Annotated in this window: 14 protein-coding genes and 2 pseudogenes; 5 read left to right on the top strand and 11 right to left on the bottom strand. The window is 59.1% G+C overall.

The window, feature by feature from the left end; all coding sequences use genetic code 11:
* Positions 1-102: 102 nt before the first annotated feature.
* Both GC127_RS11870 and GC127_RS23125 read left to right on the top strand, forming a co-directional pair.
* Positions 103-1,020, top strand: a complete 918-nt coding sequence (locus GC127_RS11870) for a LysR family transcriptional regulator (RefSeq protein ID WP_151978255.1) — start codon at positions 103-105, stop codon at positions 1,018-1,020.
* A gap of 563 nt (positions 1,021-1,583) precedes the next feature.
* Positions 1,584-1,703 (top strand): annotated as a pseudogene (locus tag GC127_RS23125) (ATP-binding protein); the annotation flags it as partial.
* A 104-nt stretch (positions 1,704-1,807) separates the two neighbouring features.
* On the opposite strand, the gene GC127_RS11860 reads toward GC127_RS23125, so the two are convergent.
* Positions 1,808-2,698: a ChbG/HpnK family deacetylase gene (locus GC127_RS11860; protein WP_199861239.1), complete on the bottom strand. Its 891-nt coding sequence runs from the start codon at positions 2,696-2,698 to the stop codon at positions 1,808-1,810.
* 140 nt (positions 2,699-2,838) lie between these two features.
* On the opposite strand from GC127_RS11860, the gene GC127_RS11855 reads away from it, so the two are divergent.
* Genes GC127_RS11855 through GC127_RS11845 form a run of 3 tightly spaced genes read left to right on the top strand, consistent with a single transcriptional unit; the run spans position 2,839 to position 6,553 of the window.
* Positions 2,839-3,948: a glycosyltransferase family 2 protein gene (locus tag GC127_RS11855; protein ID WP_151978251.1), complete on the top strand. Its 1,110-nt coding sequence runs from the start codon at positions 2,839-2,841 to the stop codon at positions 3,946-3,948.
* The gene (locus GC127_RS11850; RefSeq protein WP_151978249.1) at positions 3,945-6,182 is read left to right on the top strand and encodes a hypothetical protein; all 2,238 of its coding nucleotides are present in this window, start codon (positions 3,945-3,947) and stop codon (positions 6,180-6,182) included. The genes GC127_RS11855 and GC127_RS11850 overlap by 4 nt, the downstream gene beginning before the upstream one ends.
* Complete coding sequence (locus GC127_RS11845) at positions 6,179-6,553, top strand: GtrA family protein (protein ID WP_151978247.1); 375 nt, start codon at positions 6,179-6,181, stop codon at positions 6,551-6,553. The genes GC127_RS11850 and GC127_RS11845 overlap by 4 nt, the downstream gene beginning before the upstream one ends.
* A gap of 377 nt (positions 6,554-6,930) precedes the next feature.
* On the opposite strand, the pseudogene GC127_RS11840 reads toward GC127_RS11845, so the two are convergent.
* The 10 genes and pseudogenes from GC127_RS11840 to GC127_RS11790 all read right to left on the bottom strand — a co-directional run.
* Positions 6,931-7,047: pseudogene (locus GC127_RS11840) on the bottom strand (hypothetical protein); the annotation flags it as partial.
* A 50-nt stretch (positions 7,048-7,097) separates the two neighbouring features.
* The gene (eda, locus tag GC127_RS11835) at positions 7,098-7,751 is read right to left on the bottom strand and encodes a bifunctional 4-hydroxy-2-oxoglutarate aldolase/2-dehydro-3-deoxy-phosphogluconate aldolase (protein ID WP_151978245.1); all 654 of its coding nucleotides are present in this window, start codon (positions 7,749-7,751) and stop codon (positions 7,098-7,100) included.
* A gap of 3 nt (positions 7,752-7,754) precedes the next feature.
* Positions 7,755-9,563 (bottom strand): phosphogluconate dehydratase, encoded by a 1,809-nt coding sequence (edd, locus tag GC127_RS11830; RefSeq protein ID WP_151978243.1) that lies wholly within the window; start codon positions 9,561-9,563, stop codon positions 7,755-7,757.
* Positions 9,560-11,023, bottom strand: coding sequence for a glucose-6-phosphate dehydrogenase (zwf, locus tag GC127_RS11825; RefSeq protein ID WP_151978240.1), 1,464 nt, complete (start codon positions 11,021-11,023; stop codon positions 9,560-9,562). Before zwf ends, edd begins: the two co-directional genes overlap by 4 nt.
* A gap of 599 nt (positions 11,024-11,622) precedes the next feature.
* On the bottom strand, positions 11,623-13,242 hold the full coding sequence (locus GC127_RS11815) for a dihydroxyacetone kinase subunit DhaK (RefSeq protein ID WP_151978238.1): 1,620 nt from the start codon (positions 13,240-13,242) through the stop codon (positions 11,623-11,625).
* A gap of 10 nt (positions 13,243-13,252) precedes the next feature.
* Complete coding sequence (locus GC127_RS11810; RefSeq protein ID WP_151978236.1) at positions 13,253-14,248, bottom strand: ABC transporter ATP-binding protein; 996 nt, start codon at positions 14,246-14,248, stop codon at positions 13,253-13,255.
* Entirely contained in the window at positions 14,241-15,338 is a 1,098-nt protein-coding gene (locus GC127_RS11805; RefSeq protein ID WP_151978234.1) for an ABC transporter ATP-binding protein, read from the bottom strand. Before GC127_RS11805 ends, GC127_RS11810 begins: the two co-directional genes overlap by 8 nt.
* A 2-nt stretch (positions 15,339-15,340) precedes the next feature.
* Positions 15,341-15,529: a hypothetical protein gene (locus GC127_RS11800; protein WP_081507684.1), complete on the bottom strand. Its 189-nt coding sequence runs from the start codon at positions 15,527-15,529 to the stop codon at positions 15,341-15,343.
* Positions 15,526-16,464: a carbohydrate ABC transporter permease gene (locus tag GC127_RS11795; RefSeq protein ID WP_008281709.1), complete on the bottom strand. Its 939-nt coding sequence runs from the start codon at positions 16,462-16,464 to the stop codon at positions 15,526-15,528. Before GC127_RS11795 ends, GC127_RS11800 begins: the two co-directional genes overlap by 4 nt.
* Positions 16,461-17,408, bottom strand: a complete 948-nt coding sequence (locus tag GC127_RS11790; protein WP_151978232.1) for a carbohydrate ABC transporter permease — start codon at positions 17,406-17,408, stop codon at positions 16,461-16,463. Before GC127_RS11790 ends, GC127_RS11795 begins: the two co-directional genes overlap by 4 nt.
* Positions 17,409-17,412 lie beyond the last annotated feature (4 nt).

Here is a 17,412-nt window from a genome sequence, read left to right as displayed (position 1 = left end):
GGTTGCATGTGGAATTTTTGTTTTTGTTATCCAATCAGGGTAGCCGGGCTAGGCCTGCAAGTATAATATCAATTGATTAGTTTCTGATGCATAAAAGGTATCATGAAAATCGGTCTGCGCCATATCCGCTATTTTCTGGTCCTTGCTGAGGACTTGAATTTCCGACGCGCCTCGGAACATCTTCACATATCGCAACCTGCCCTCACCCGCACGATCCAGCACCTTGAGGCGGAGTTGCAGGTTACGTTGTTCGACCGTTCACAGAACTTCGTGCGCCTGACCGATGCGGGCCGCGCCTTTCGCGAGGGCGGTCAGCGCGTGCTAAACGGAGTGGAGGCCACCATCGATCTGACGCGCCGGGTCAGCATCGGCGAGGCCGGTGCGCTGCGGGTGGGCTATACTGATTTCGCGATCGCCGATGCGCTGCCCGAATTGCTCAAGCAGTTTCATCAAAGGCACCCCGGCATCACCGTGCGCCCGCATCACGGGGTTACTGCTGCACAACTTCAGCAGTTGAGGGACGACAAGCTCGATATTGGATTTGTTACCGGGCCGGTGCGGCAACCAGGATTTCGAAGCCGCGTCGTGCAGACCGACCGTCCGATCTGCATCGTGCCCGAAGGCCATCGCCTGGCATCGCGTTCCTCTGTTGAGCTGGCCGATCTGGCTGAAGAGGATTTCGTGCATGGGCCGACCGAGGCCTGGGCGCATTTCTACGACTATCTCTTTCCGCATTGCCGCAAGGCTGGCTTTCAGCCGCGCATCGTGCAGGAGGCTTTCAACTCGGTTGGAATTCTTGGTCTTGTGTCCTGCGGAATGGGCATCACCATCTTGACTGAAAGCATCTACGACTTCGCCACTGGTGGTTTGGTGCCCTTGCCGATCTCTGACATCGACGACGTCATGGTCACGGAGGCCGTCTGGGCATCTGAAAACCTGCGCCTCCCAACCCAACACTTTGTTGATTTCCTTGAGCAGTCGGATAGTCACAGACTTCAAGGCGCTCAGCGGCTTAAATAGAAGAAGAGGCTTGCGAAAGCCGGCTATTCGGCCTCTGCCACTCTCGCCGGGATAAAGACGCCGACATACCCCGCAAAGGGCAATTCAAGAACAAAGACATGATCGCATTCCAGCAGGTCGTCCATCGCGCAGCATGATTATGTCTAGCGTAAGCCTGATCTCAACTTGACTGAAACTTTGCGACAGACGCTGTTGAAGTCGTTTGATGATCATACTCGCAACTCCTGTCTGTGTTTGTCGATCTCAATCATGTTTTTGGCGATGATCCAGCGCGCCCGCGAACTGAGAGTGAGCCCTAGAGCAAAGGGCGATGTTGCAGACCGCCACAGGCTTGGCGCTCGGGCGGGCGTTACCCGAGCGCGTTTGCTTCAAGACCTCACCAGACCTCAACCTTCAGCCTGAACAGCGGGCGAAAACGCTTTTTCGCCCTCGCCGTGCGACATTCCGAAGACTGCACCATTTGGCCCAAAAAGTTACGCAGGCTCCGGACGCAGAATGAGCATTGCAGTGTAGACGGGTCCTGAGACTAGGATGGATACAAAAAACCTGATATCGGCCCCTCCGAGCATCTCACCCATCGCTGCCACATCTTCGAGACCGGAATTGGCAGCTACCGTTTCAAGGCCAGCACCGAAACAGCAAAGAAAAAGCGAAAGGAGGCAACAGTATTGTCGCCATCATAATCAGAAGATCATTACGACTGGGTGGCTCAGATCTGGATGAAAATGCCGGGTCAGTGCTCAGTGACACTCCACAAACATGGCAAACACAGTTTTCGCGCCGCCTCTCAGAGACCAAATCGCGTCGCAACACCTGTCTCGGCGAGATCCGTCAAGAAAGCTTCGGACGCGAGATAGGCAAGCTCCTGTGGGCGATGGAGATGGATCGGGTCAGGCGGATCGCCTGCTGCAGGCACCGATGCCCGTCCCGGATGGCACATGATGAGCGCGCCGCTCTCGCCGCTGTTCGCTAGCGACAGCCAACGGCGCATCCGGGGGCCGAAAGGCACCTCTGGCGAGAACTCCGTCACGCCGAAAAAGCGCGGATTCGTCACCATGCCGGCTTCATCATGCGAGGGCGCGGCGGCACGGCTCATCAGGCTTAGCACGCGGGATTTGAACTGGGCCGACGGCAGCTGGGCGAGGTCTCGCTCCGGCGCGCCGCAATACCGGACCCAGCCCGGCCGCACGCTCCAGTCCTTCCAGCTTGCCGCCACCGCATCGCGTATCCCCGGAAGAAGATGCACATGTTGATGGCCATCCACGAAATCGGGCACCCGGCCCATCAGCGCAGAAAGGCAGGCCATCTGCCGGTCAATCTCCATCCGGATAGCGGGCACATCCAATCGGCGCAAATATGCCTGCCTCATCACCGTCCCAATCCCCGGCAGGGCGCACTCAGGCGCAAGGCCGCGGATCGGCCCCAACGTGGTATACTCAGTCAAAGTCACGTGGAGCCCGATCTGAACGGGCCAGGGCGCATCGCTGACCGCAGCCAATAACCGGGGGATGTCGCGCGTAATTTCCACTCCCCCCGCCATGCAGCTGACTGCCGTCAGCCGACCAAGGTGCACGAGGTCCAGAATCCCTTCATCGACCGCCGCGTTCAACCCGAAATCATCAGCACAAAGATGAATGCGCCCGCCCCAGGTCATCGGTGTTTCAATAATCTTGTCCATGATACCTGCCTTAACACCGAACACCTTTGGACACTGACTTGTGATCCGCTGAAGTGAAGTTACCCTATAAACCCTTCGCTCCATTATGCATATAAACGTTCTGATATCGGGCTTCGTCTGGTTATGTCGGGGGGAATATTATGAACGACAACGAGTTTGTATTCGAACAGGACATCCCCCTGATCGATACAACACCCGCCAACCAGAACGGCAGCGCACGCAGTGCCGCGTCACTCTCTGTCGTCGTGCCAGCCTATAATGAAGCGGGGAATATCCGTGCCTTTCTCGACCGCCTGCTTCCCTGTCTCGACAGAACGCGCGCTGCATGCGAAATCATTTTCGTCGATGATGGCAGCGCCGATAAGACACCGGTGTGCGTGGCGGAGCAGTGTGCACTGGATGCCCGTATCAAGCTGATCCGCCTCAGCCGGAATTTCGGCAAGGAAGCGGCGCTGAATGCAGGTCTGTCCCATGCCGTAGGCGATCTCGTGATCCAGATTGACGTCGATCTTCAACACCCGCCCGAGACCATCGACGCGATGATGAAAGAATGGAGCCTTGGTGCCGATATTGTCTATGCCAAACGCAACTCTCGCCAGGATGAAAGCTGGATGCGCCGTTTTCTTGCGCGTAGCTTCTATCGTGTCTTTGGCCTGATCTGCGATGTCAAACTGATGGAGGGAGCGGGCGATTTCATCCTCCTCGACCGCAAGGTTGTCGATGCTCTGATGCAATTGCCCGAGCGCGGAAGGTTCACAAAGGGGCTTTATGCTTGGGTCGGGTTTCGGCGTAAGGCGGTGCCTTTCGATGTCGCACCGCGCGCTCATGGCCAATCCGGCTGGCCGTTGCTAAAACTGGCCCGCTTCGCAATGGATGCCATGACGGCCTTCGGCTCCCTTCCGCTTAAAGTCTGGACCTATATCGGCCTCCTGCTCGCCTTCGCCTCCACGCTCTACGGTGCAGTGATCTTCGTGCAAAAGCTCGCCTTCGGAATCGACGTGCCCGGCTATGCCTCGCTGATGGTTGCGGTCTGTTTCCTCTCAGGTGTTCAGTTGCTGGGGCTCGGCATCATGGGCGAATATGTCAGCCGTATTTTCGCAGAGGTAAAGCAACGCCCGATGTTTCTCGTGCAGGAGCGCATCGGCTTTGATCAGCGTCCCTACATGCCGCAGACATCCCTCCAGATGCCACCGTCTGTCGTCGCCCCGTCCAAAGCTCCGTCGCGCGGGCTGGACACGTTCGTATCTTGATCCGTCCTGACCCGTTCCCGCAGGACGGCTACCGCCTCGCGGCGGTCTTCATCGCAACGGCATGGCTTGTGTTTTGCTGGCCGTGGCTTGGCGGTGGCCAGATCATCCCCCATGACGCGAAGAACCATTTCTACCCCATGGTCCGCTTCCTCGCCCTCGCCTGGCACAGCGGCGAAAGCCCGTTCTGGAGCCCCTATCATTTCGGCGGCTTTCCCATGGTCGCTGACCCACAATCAGTAATTTTCACACCCAGCTTCTGGCCCGCCATTCTCGCCGGTCCTGCCCCCTCAATGCGGCTGGTAGACGCGATTCACCTTCTGCATCTGCTTGTGATGGGCCTCGCCATTCTCGGCTTTGCCCGCCTGCGTGGCTGGCGAGTTGAGGCGGGCGCTGCTGCCGCCATCTGCTTTATGCTGTCAGGCGCGCTAACCGTCCGGCTCGAACACCTTCTGATGACCGTCAGCATGATGTGGCTCGCAGTTTGCCTCTGGAGGCTGGAAGCGGTGCTAACCCACGGAGGCATCTGGCGAGGCATCGCCTTTGGCGTGGCGCTGGGGTTGATGCTGATCGACCGCAATCACGTGGCGTATCTTGCGGCGTGGTTCCTCGGGTTCTACTGGCTCAGCCGAAGCTGGCCGGGATCGGGCCAAACGGCACCGCTTCGCCATCAGACGCCGGTGATCCTCGGCGGCATCACAGCGCTTTGCCTCGCGGCGATCCCGATACTTCTTCTCCTGCAACTGGCTGAGATCAGCAACAGGCCCAGCTTCGATTATGAGGGCGCAAGCCTTCAGTCCCTGCAACCCGCCGCGCTGGCGACGCTGTTCATGGTCGACATCTTCGGCCCGCTTGACCGCGCCGGGGCCTATTGGGGCCCGGCGAGCCATGCGTGGGGCGGGCAGTTCTTCGTGCATCGCGGCATGCTTCATGGGTATGTCGGCGCGCTGGCGCTCGTGCTGATCCTCTGGCACGGGATCGGTGCAGGGCGTATCTGGCGGCGTGAGGCGCTGGTCTTTACGTTGCTGGCAATTCTCTTCCTGATCTATGCGCTGGGGCATTACACGCCCGTCTTTGAATGGCTTTATGACACCGTGCCGGGGATCGACCTCTTTCGACGCCCTGCCGATGCGCTCTTCCTCTTCGGGGCCTCGGCGGCGCTTTTGACAGGGGCGCTGATGAACGACATGCTGCGTGCGCCGTCGCGCCTGAGTACCGTCGGCAGTCTCGCGGTGTTGGTCCTGACCATCAGCGGGGCCGTGTTTGTTGGCCTCCTCGGGGCGAAACAGGGACACCTTGCCGATCTTGGTCTGCCCGCCGCACGCGCCCTTGCCTATAGTGCAATTCTCCTCGCATTGCTCATCATGGCGGTCCGGCTGCGGGGACCCTTGCAGCGATCCCTCCTCGCAGCAATCCTTTTGATTAGCGCCGCTGATCTGATCACGGCCCATAGCAACATCAGGCTGAACGCCAGTCTTCCGCAATTTTACGATCAGCTGGAAACCCCTGCCGCCTACGATCACATCGCGCGCCTCGCAGCGCTCTCGAAAGCAACCGACCCGAGCGGCGCACCGTGGCGGGTAGAAACGATTGGCCTTGGTGCCTCATCCCAGAACATCGGTCAGGCAGCGGGGATAGAGGCGCTGCTCGGCTATAACCCTATCCGCCTCAGGGCATTTGACAGCCTTATAGCACCCAAGCACCAGAACAATGCATCGGCCAACCGCAGGTTCGGAACAGCTATGACGTCATATGACAGTGTGATGGCCGACCAGTTGGGACTGCGGTATATCATGACCGGCAAGCCAGTGGAAAAGATTGACCGCACCCTTCCACAAGATGCGCTGCAAGAGGTTGCCGTCATTCCCTATCTTGACCAGAATTTCCACCTATATGAAAATCGCAATGCAAAGCCTCGTGCCGTTCTCCTGCCCGCAACCGATGCTGGGGCTACACCTGGCCCACAACCCCGCATCAACCGCTACACGAATGTCGTGGTAGAGGTCAGCGCCAAATGCACGTCTCCTTGCCGCTTGGTGCTGCATGATTTCGCTTATCCCGGATGGACCGCTACTGCCAACGGTGTGCCGGTGCCCCTTGTGATTCAGGACGGCCTCTTTCGTGCGGTCGATCTTTCAGTCGGGCAAAACGAAGTGACCTTTACATTCTCTCCCCTCGCGCTCGAAAATCTTCAGGCCGCCCTGATCGGCGTTCTCGGCGGTGAAGGAACGCCATGAGCCGCCAGTTCCTCAGCTTTGCGGGCGTCGGCGCAGTTGCGACAGCGGCACACTATCTCACCCTCCTCGCACTTGTTGAGGGCAGCCTCGCGCATCCTGCCCCTGCCTCCGCCGCCGGTGCCGCGGTTGGGGCTCTTGTCAGCTACGCGCTGAACTATCGTCTCACGTTTGCAGCCCAAAGCCCGCACCGCAAAACCCTGCCGAAATTCCTCGCTATCGCGGCTTTCGCCATGATCCTGAACTTCGTCCTGATGCACGCTCTCATCACCTTTCTGTCCCTTCCCTACATTGCCGCGCAGGTCGCCGTCACCGGCGTCATGCTCCTCCTGACGTTCAACGCCAACCGCAACTGGACCTTTGGCAGAGAGTGAAAAAGCACTTATGAAGCGCCCTTTTCGACGTCCGGGTTATTGAGCACTCAAAACGCGCATCGCTACCGAATGGTCGATCGCAAACGTCTGTTCTTGATCCGTGTATCCTGAAGGATTGATGGCTCTCCCCTGCCGCAGCGCCCATCGAAGGACGCAATATGCTCTCGTTCAAGGGGGAGCATTTTCGTAAGCGGTGCGCCAGCACCGTTGTTTCGGCTTGATGTGATTTCGGGCATGCCGTCGTTCACCTGAGTTTGCAGGACGCTGGCCGTGAGGCACCAAATCCTGAAGCCGGTTCGGGACCCGGAAACGAGGCACGCAATCTGCCCAGTCACCGCAGGGGTGCTTTGCATCAAACCCTGCGGAACGTCGATGCTGTCGATGTTGGCGACAAAATGGCAGCGCGGGCCGTCGTGATAGGGCGCAAGAGAGAGCGTTGCCATGGCGGGGCCAAGTTTGGAGCTGCCGATGCCGATATTGACCACATCGCTGAAGAGCGCGGCTTTTGCGGTCTGGTTGTCTTTCAGCCTGTTCCAGATATCTGTCAGAGTGCGGCTCTCAATTTGGCAGCTTCACGGGCGAGCTCTTCGATTTCGTCCCATTTGCCCATGGCGACGAGAGCTTCAGGTGCGACCCAACTGCCACCGGCGCAGACGACATTGGAAAGCGACAGATAGCTTGGCGCATTGTCGGGGTTGATCCCGCCCGTAGGGCAAAACGAAATCTGCGGCAAAGGCGCACCGATGGCTTTGAGAGCGGCTACGCCGCCCGACGTCTCGGCGGGGAAGAACTTGAGCGTGTCATAGCCACGCTCTAGAAGGGCCATTGCCTCGCTTGCCGTGGCCGCACCGGGGAGGAGCGGCAGCCCTTCGGCTTCGCAGGCGGCGAGAAGCTTTTCGGTAGCGCCCGGGGCGACACCGAAGGTTGCACCTGCGGCTTTGGCGGCGCGCACATCATCGGGGGTAACCAATGTGCCCGCGCCGACATGACCGCCTCTAACCTGCGCCATGGCGCGGATCGCATCAAGCGCGGCAGGGGTGCGCAGGGTCACCTCAAGAACAGGTAGGCCCCCGGCCACAAGAGCCTCTGCCAGAGGGCGGGCGGCGGCGGCATCGTTGATCACAAGAACAGGCACGATCGGGGCGAGTTCGCAGAGCGCGCGGGTCTGGCGGCTGGCGTCTTTGGGGGACAGGGTCAAGGTTTACTCTCCAAAAATAGATGCGCCCTTATCGGCCGTGCCGACACTGCGCCGGAAGGCTGCAAAAAGCTCGCGGCCGAGTCCGTGATGATTGCTGCTCAGATCGGGTGCTGCTGCGGGGCGTTCCCCCACCCCTTCGGTGAGGCATTGAAGCACCCCTGTCGTGGCATCGACGCGCAGGATATCGCCATCCTTGAGCTTGGCAATCAGGCCACCATCAAGCGCTTCGGGGCTGACATGGATTGCCGAGGGGACCTTTCCTGAGGCACCCGACATGCGCCCATCTGTGACCAGCGCCACCTTCTGGCCGCGTCCCTGAAGGATCGACAGGATCGGGGTAAGGCTGTGAAGCTCTGGCATGCCGTTTGCCTTGGGCCCCTGAAAGCGCATGACAACCACAAGATCGCCCGTCAGCTCGCCGGCCTTGAAGGCGGCCTTCACATCGTTCTGGTCATGAAACACCCGCACGGGCGCTTGAACGATCTGGTGCTCAGGCGCCACCGCCGAGACTTTCATCACCGCTGTGCCAAGATTGCCCGAGAGGCGCGCGAGCCCCCCTGTGAGCTGGAACGGGTCGGCCACGGTGCGCAGAATTCTGTCATCGAGACTTTTGCGAGCGCCGGGTTGCCAGCTCAATATGCCGTCGGCGAGCTTTGGCTCTGTCGTGTAATGCTCAAGGCCCTCGCCTGCCACTGTCTTGGTATCGGGATGTAGAAGGCCAGCGCCGAGAAGCTCGCCGATCATGTAGCCAAGCCCGCCTGCGGCGTGAAAATGGTTCACGTCAGCCAGCCCGTTGGGATAGACCCGCGCGATAAGCGGTGTGACTTCGGAAAGATCGGAGAAATCTTCCCAATCAAGGATGATCCCGCCGGCGCGGGCCATGGCGATCAGGTGAATGAGAAGGTTGGTCGAGCCGCCCGTAGCATTAAGCCCGACGATCCCGTTTACAAAGGCCTTTTCGCTTAGAATATCGCAGACGGGCGTATAGCTCTCACCCAGCGCGCTGAGCGAGAGTGCGCGCTTTGCGCCTTCGGCTGTGAGAGCAGCGCGCAGGGGCGTGTTCGGTGTCACAAAGCTGGCACCCGGCAGATGTAGCCCCATGAACTCCATCAGCATCTGGTTGGTGTTGGCCGTGCCGTAGAAAGTGCAGGTTCCTGGGCCGTGATAGGCCGCCATCTCGGCTTCCATGAGCGCGGCGCGGTCGACTTCGCCAGCGGCAAAGCGTTGGCGCACCTTGGACTTCTCGTCATTGGGTAAGCCACTTGTCATGGGGCCTGCGGGCAGAAAAACAGCGGGTAAATGGCCAAAGGCCTGCGCAGCGATCAAAAGGCCTGGTACGATCTTGTCGCAGACACCCAGAAAAACCGCCGCGTCATAAGTGTTGTGGCTGAGCGCGACCGATGCGGCGAGCGCGATCACGTCACGCGAGAAGAGACTAAGCTCCATGCCGGCTTCGCCCTGAGTGACACCATCGCACATCGCCGGTACGCCGCCCGCAACTTGCGCCGTGCCGCCGATTTCGCGCACAGCATGCTTGATGATGTCCGGGTAGGTGGCGAAGGGCTGATGTGCAGAGAGCATATCGTTATAGGCCGTTACGATTCCGAGGTTGCCTGAGACGTCCTCGACCAAGCGCGCCTTGTCGCTTTCGGCGGCGGCATAGGCATGAGCCTGACCGCTGCAAGCCAAGTGCGACCGGGCCGGCCCCTTTGACTGCGCCGCGCGCATGCGCTTCAGGTAGGCGTCGCGTGTCTCGGAACTGCGTGCGATGATCCGGTCCGTTACGGCTTCGATAGTTGAATTGAGAGTCATTTGTCCTCCACTCGGCCAATCTCGCGCCAGCGCCGACCATCCCGATGCATCAGCATCAGGGCCTCTTCGGGGCCCGAACCGCCTGCATCATAGGGCTCGGGTGCATGACGCGCCTCTTCCCAGCGCGCGATAATAGGGTCGACCCAGGCCCACGCCGCCTCGACCTCGTCGCCGCGCATAAAGAGCGTCTGGTCGCCACGGATGACATCCATGATCAAACGCTCATAGGCGTCCTGTGAATCGGTCTGGCCCCCCAGCGCATTTGCAAAGGTCATGTCCAACGTTACCTCCGCAAGGCGGAAACCACCAGGACCCGGCTCCTTGATGGTATTGTGCAGCGTGATGCCCTCGTCCGGCTGAAGGTGTATGATCATTTGATTGCTGCGTCGGTTTTCCATCTCGGGGAAAATCATGTGCGGGGGCTCGCGAAACACAACGGCGATCTCCGAAGTCCGCGCGCGCAATCTCTTTCCGGTGCGGAGGTAGAAAGGCGTTCCAGCCCATCGCCAGTTGGCGATAGCAACTTTCATCGCCACGAAACTCTCTGTTCGCGAGGTCGGATCGCCCGCATGCTCGCGGTAGCTGCCCTGACCCTCTTTGTCCCGATACTGTCCCCGCACGATTTCCTGAGGCTTGGCAGGTGCGAGCGCCTCGATCACCTTTACCTTCTCGTCACGCACGGCGTTCGGCTCAAATCTCGACGGCGGTTCCATTGCCGTCAAACACAAGAGCTGCATGAGGTGGTTCTGAACCATGTCCCGCATCGCACCGGCACGATTGTAATACTCACCACGCCCCTCGACACCGAGACTCTCGGCCACGGTGATCTGAACATGGTCGATGTGTGTCGAATTCCAAAGCGGCTCCCACAGCGCATTGGCAAAGCGCAGAGCCATCAAGTTCTGCACCGTTTCTTTTCCCAGATAGTGGTCGATGCGATAGATTTGGCTTTCCTCGAAACCCTGACGCAAATCCGCGTTGAGTGCCCGTGCAATGGCCAGGTCATTTCCGAAGGGTTTTTCAACGACGATGCGGCTCTCAGGTGTTACGGCCCCATAGCTGCTCAGCCTGGATGCGATAGTGCCGAAAAGGGAAGTGGAGACCGACAGATAGAAGGCGCGCACCGCTGATCCGCGCAGCAATCCGACCAATTCGGACCAGCCCTCTTGGCTCATTACATCAAGATGAATGTAAACAATCGTCGCAAGGAACTGGTCCAGCATTTCCGCATCGCCCGAAATGCATGGCGCAAACTCGGCGAGGCTTGTCCTGAGATCAGCCCGGAACATGTCCGTATCAATTTCTGACCGGGCCGTGGCAATGATGCGCGCGTCTCTCGGCATCTGGCCAACTGAAAAGCGGCGGAAAAGACCCGGCAGGATCTTGCGCTGTGCCAGATCGCCAGTGGCCCCGAAAATGACCAGATCAAAGGATGATACTGGGATGACGCGAGAGACCATTCCCTCAGCTCGCCAACTTCAGGGGACGGCCATGTATCAAGGCGCGCAGGACACAACGTCCAATCCGCCCAAATCCGTTGATTGCGAGTCTGGTGGTCATGCTTTTTTTCCTCCTTATCTGCGGCAAGTGTTAGCGCTAACATAGCTTTGAGACAAGCTACCTTTTGGGGTTCTGCCTCAATCCGTGTGGTGCCACTATCCTGAGACAGGAAAATTCAGGAGGGATAGCCGTGAATTCGAAAAGCACTGGTCGCCCGGGCGTGAAGTTTCGGTTCAAACCAGTGAGCGAAATGTTTCTGGCGGGTGGATTCTATCCGGCAGCTTGACGCCAATCGGCATCTACCCAGACTGTGAATTGCAGTCTCCACGACGTCACGGCTGGCGATGTCGGCGGCTGCAGGATTATCCCGCGCATGGAGACGAGGTAACGGTTGATCTCGCAGTTTGCTCGTCGCATCGCCTGAATCAACGAAGAAGTCGTTGCGGGTGCCGCACAGACTCTCGTCATCGGAAACGCCAATTACCGATCAAAAACCCCGCCACATAGCGATCAAGCTCCCAAACGGGCGAGGTAATTGCTCGGCGTGATGTCGCCCTTTTCAGCTGGCCAGATGCTCGAACAAACGGGCGACAGCCTCGGCACCCGGATCGATATGGCCCTCCAGTTGCTCGGCATTGATATAGCTCGCACGGCCAGCCTTTGCCGATGTCAGCGTCGCGGTGTATTTCGCCCCCTTGCGCGCCGCAGCAGCCGCTTGCGGCAAACCAGCACTCAGTGCATTCAGCGCGGGCAGCAAGGCATCGACCATCGTCCGGTCGCCAGGGTTGGCACCACCGATCTGGCGCATCCGGTCAAGGCCCGCCATCAGCGCATCCCGCATCGTCATCCCCGACGATGACGCATCCCCCGCTGCCGCAAAGAAAATCGCAAGCAGCACCCCCGACGATCCGCCCATGGTCTGGCTCAGCTCCAGCCCGATCGCACGGTAAAGCTGCGTGTGATCGGCCAAGGGCAGCCGGTCCATCGCATCAATCAACGCCCTTGCCGCACCAGCCAGAGTCGAGCCTGTATCCCCATCCCCGGATTTCGCATCGAGAAGGTTCAGATCGTTCTCGGCTGCGATCAGCACCTTGCAGCAATCGGTCAGAAATTCCCGTGTCGGCGCATGTGCTGACGCCGGCGCGCGGATCGGGGTCAAGCCATCCGGCAGCGGTAAAACGGCAGGCGCTGTCACGCTGTTACACCCCGGCCAGCCCGTCACCTTGGCAGGCGCTTTCAGGAACCCTTCGTCTCCGTCCGCGAGTTCGCATAGCGAAATCGAAAATCCGTGCATATCGAGCGCCGTCATCATCGCGCTGGGACCAACGACCAGCCGAATATACTGGCCAATCTCCGAGCCAAGCAGATTATTGGTCAGAATCGCCATTTCAAGGCAGGACGCCCCGCCAAGGTTGTTGATCAGCGCCACATGTGGCGTCCTTGGCATATCCGCAACAAGAGCCTCAATCATCTTGGCAATCGCATCCGCTGCGCCCGCGGAGGCGACTTGCGCCACACCAGCTTCGCCATGAATACCCAGCCCAAGCTCGGCCATGCCAAATGGAATACGGTCTTCTTTCAGCGATCCGGGAACCGAACAGGTATCAAGCGAAAGCCCGATACTGCGCGAGCCTGCAATCACCCGCTTGGCGGCAATCGTGCAGGCCTCTAGGTTGGCCCCCCCTTCGGCCATCGCCCCCACGATCTTGTGGACAAACAACGTCCCCGCAAGGCCGCGCGCCTGTGGCAGGTTCGGCAAGGCGACATCATCATCCACGATCACCACGCTGACCTTGTGGCCAAAGGCCCGCGCCCGCTCCGCCGCCAGACCAAAGTTCAGCCGGTCGCCCGTGTAATTCTTGACGATAAGCAGACACCCCGCCGGCCCGGTCACCGCAAGGATCGCCGCCAGAACAGCATCCACCGAAGGCGAGGCAAACACGTCGCCGCAGACCGCTGCCGTCAACATGCCCTCGCCCACAAAGCCCGCGTGGGCAGGTTCGTGGCCCGAACCGCCGCCCGAAACCAGCGCAACCTTGGATTTGTCCCAATCGGACCGCACCACCACGCGGATATGCGGATAGCCATCCAACCGCGTCAGCTTGCCCCCCGAAGCCGCAATCGTGCCGTCGATCGCTTCGGTCACCATGTCGTGCTTTTCATTGATAAAATGTTTCATGGTGAATCTCCTAGGATATGCGAGCGCCAGAGGCGTCAAAAAAGAAGGGGTTGTTCGGGCGGATCTGGATGATGTCGCCTTCCTTGAGCGTCGTATGGGCATCCGTAACCGTGATCAGGTCGTGCGACTTGAACTTCAGATGCAGGCGCGTCTGGTCACCAAGGTGTTCGACCCGCTGCACAAAACTGTCCTCGCCCTCGCCCTGCACGATCTGCTCGGGGCGCAGACCGATCTGGGCCGCCCCGCGCGGAGCCCCACCGAACACGTCTGACGGCAACACATTGATGCGCGGCTGACCCAGACGGCTGGCGGCATACACGCTCACGGGGTTTTCATATATCTCGCGCGGGCTACCAAATTGGACCAGCTTGCCGCTGTCCAGGACCCCCACATGCGTGGCCATGGTCATGGCTTCGGTCTGGTCATGGGTCACATAAAGCATGGTTGCACCTGAATCGGCCTGAATGCTTTTCAACTCGATACGCAGGTCAGAACGCAATTTCGCATCAAGCGAACTTAGCGGCTCGTCCATCAGATAGACCGACGGTTCCCGAACCAACGCCCGCCCAATCGAAACGCGCTGCATCTCGCCCCCCGACAAGGCGGTGGCCTTGTTGTCAAGCTTGTGACTGATTTGCAGGACCTCCGCGACCGCGCCTACCTTGCGATCAATCTCTGCCTGAGGGGTCTTTAGGATCGGAGATTTCAAAGGAAACTCAAGGTTCTGGCGCACCGTCAGATGCGGATAGAGCGAATACTGCTGGAACACCATCGCCACATCCCGCTGGGCAGGCGTGAGCGTGGTCACATCGCGGCCCCCGATGGTCACCGATCCGCTGTCAGGCTTGTCCAGACCAGAGACCATCCGCAGCGTCGTCGTCTTGCCTGCGCCGGTTGGCCCGAGCAGTACCACAAAGGCTCCGTCTGGAATGGTCATGGTCACTTCATCAAGGGCCATTTGGGCGCCAAAGGATTTGGAAATCCCCTTTAAGGTCACTTCAGCCACGGAACAGCACTCCTTGATTGGCTTGCGAGCGCAGCGCGGCACCGGTGTCTGCATTAAACAGCGTGATCGTGCGCGCATCGAACGCCAGTCCGGTCTGGTCGCCCGCACTGATCCGGTCCGAACTGGCCACGCGGGCTTTGACCTCGCCGTTGGCGGTCTCCAAGGTGACGATCTGGGTGGTGCCGAGGTATTCGGTTGCCTTGACGCGCCCGCGGTAAGGGGCTGCATCGTCCAGTCTCACATGCTCGGGGCGCACCCCGAACGTCAGCGCGCCATTGGCACCGTCAAGGCTGGCGGGCACAGCCAGAGCCACATCATTCAGCCGAACCTCGGTTCCGCCCTTGCCGACCATTCCGTTGAATTCGAGGAAGTTCATCGGTGGCGATCCGATAAACGCTGCCACGAACTTTGTCGCGGGCCAGTCGTAGATATCTTGCGGTACGCCGAACTGTTCAACAACACCGTGGTTCATCACCACGATCTTGTCACCCATCTGCATGGCTTCAAGCTGGTCATGCGTCACATAAACCGTGGTCGCGCTCATCCGGTCATGTAGGGCGCGCAATTCCTTGGACATATGCTCGCGAAACTCTGCATCCAGTGCGCCCAACGGTTCGTCCATGAAGAACGCCTTTGGATCGCGGACGATCGCCCGCCCAAGCGCCACCCGCTGCCGGTCGCCACCGGACAAACCGCCGACAGGCTTGTTCAGAATGTCCGTAATGCCGAGGATCTCGGCAATCTCGTCAACCTTCTTCTTTATCTGGGCCTTGGGCATCCCTTGGGACCTTAGCGGATAGCTGATGTTCTTACCGACGTTCATATGCGGATAGAGCGCGAACATCTGGAACACAAAGGCGATATCGCGCTGGGACGCGGGCTTCATCCCGACCTCTTCATTGTCGATGTAAATCTCGCCAGAGGTCGGCAGCTCAAGTCCCGCCATCATCCGCAGCGTCGTGGTCTTGCCACAGCCCGAGGGCCCCAGCAGCATAAAGAACTCGCCGTCCTCGATGGTGAATGTTGACGACTTTACAGCATTGAACGCTCCGAAGTCCTTGCGCACGTTTTCTATTCGTATCTGTGCCATGATTACTCCGGGAAATGGCTGACGATGATGAACATCACCGTGCCGACAAGGGTGACAATGAACGAATAGCTATAAAGGCCAATCGCGAAGGGCTGCATCAGCATGATGACCCCAAGTGCAATCAGAATGGTTGCCAGCATTTCCCAGGGGCCACGGCGAAACCGCAGCAGGCGGTAGATGATGTTCATCATTTGCGGACCGCTCCGAATGTGATCCCGCGCAGCAGGTGCTTGCGCAACAGGATGGTGAAGACCATGACCGGCACGAGAAAGATCGTCGCCCCCGCCGCAACGGCAGGCCAGTCCTTGCCACTTGTCCCGATGATGGTCGGAATGAACGGTGGCGCGGTTTGCGCAGTGCCCGAGGTCAGCAGAACCGCAAAGGCATATTCATTCCACGCAAAGATCAGACAGAAGATCGCCGTTGATGCGATGCCTGTGGCCGCCTGCGGCAACACCACCTTGTAGAATGCCTGAAACCGTGTGTAGCCGTCGATCAGGGCTGCTTCTTCGTATTCGATAGGAATTTCATCAATGAAGCCCTTGAGCAGCCAGACCGACAGCGAAAGGTTGACCGCTGTATAAAGCAGGATCATTCCAAGATGCGTGTCATTCAGCCCCAGCGTCCGAAACATCAGAAAAATCGGGATCGCGACCGCAATGGGCGGCATCATCCGCGTCGAGAGGATAAAGAAAAGCAGATCATCCTTCAGCGGCACCTTGAACCGGCTGAATGCATAGGCCGCCATCGTGCCAAGGATCATGCACAGCGCGGTCGAGCCGAACCCGATGATGACCGAATTCAGAAACCGCTCACCATAGCGCGACGGGCCGGAAATAACCGTGCCACGATCCCGCGCAATCTGGTCATACCATGTCTCGGCAGGACCAGCGGCTTCAAGCATATCCTCGGTAGCGCGGGTCCGGTCGGTGAACAGGTTGACATATCCTTCCAGCGTCGGCTCGAACACCACGACCGGCGGATAGGCGATTGAATCCGTGGGCGATTTGAAACCCGTCGCAATGATCCAAAGCAGCGGAACGAGGGTGATGCAGGCATAGGTAACGACCAGAATTCCGGCGAACCACTTGGTGCCCTTTGTCGGTTCTGTGACGGAAAAGCTCATCTTTCTTTCACCTTGTTCAGGGCTTTGACATAGATGCTGGCAAGGCCGAAGACGGTCACGAACAGGATCACCGCATAGGCCGAGGAATAGCCCGTGCGCCATTTCTCAAAGGCTTCCCGTTTCAGATCAATCGAGGTCAGCGTGGTCGTATTCCCCGGCCCGCCGCCTGTAAGCTGCACCACCAGATCGAACATCTTGAAATTCTCGATCCCGCGGAACAGAACGGCCAGCATCAGGAACGGCAAGGCCATCGGCAGGGTAATGGTCCAAAACTGCCGCCATTTGCTCGCGCGGTCGCACTCGGCTGCCTCATAGATACTGTCGGGAATGGATCGCAACCCCGCCAGACAGATCAGCATCACAAAGGGTGTCCACATCCATGTGTCGGCAATAATGATCGCCCAAGGGGCCAGATTGACATCGCCGATCATCGAAAAACTGGCCGGATCAGCACCGGTAAAGAACGCGACCACGTAATTGAACAAACCGATCTGCGGCTGATAAAGGAACGTCCAGAAATTGCCGACCACAGCGGGCGACAGCATCATCGGGAATACGATGATCGTCGTCCACATGTCGTTACCCCTGAACTTCTTGTTGATCAGATAAGCGAGGGTAAAGCCGATCAGCACCTGTAGCGCGATCGTCCAGATCAGGAAATGCGCCGTCGCCTGCATCGTGTTCCAGACGTCAGGGTCGCTCAGAATGCGCTCGTAATTGCGCAAGCCGACCCACTCCACATCGTTATTGGGGCGGTTGACGCGAAAATCGGTAAAGCTCAGCCGGATCGTCCAGATCAGCGGAAAGATATTGACGGCCAGCAATAGAAAAATCGTAGGCGCCACGAAGATCCAGGCGATGGTCCGGTCAGACAGGCCGCGAATGCGTTTCGCGATGCCGTCGGGCGTTTTTGCCGCCACTCTTTCCATGGGGGGAAGTGTCATGGTG

Origin of the sequence: Roseovarius sp. EC-HK134 (genome assembly GCF_902498815.1) — a bacterium.
In the GTDB taxonomy this organism is placed as follows: Bacteria; Pseudomonadota; Alphaproteobacteria; order Rhodobacterales; family Rhodobacteraceae; genus Roseovarius; species Roseovarius mucosus_A.
The sequence above is the reverse complement of the archived record's forward strand: the minus strand, read 5'-3'. Positions and strand labels throughout refer to the sequence as shown.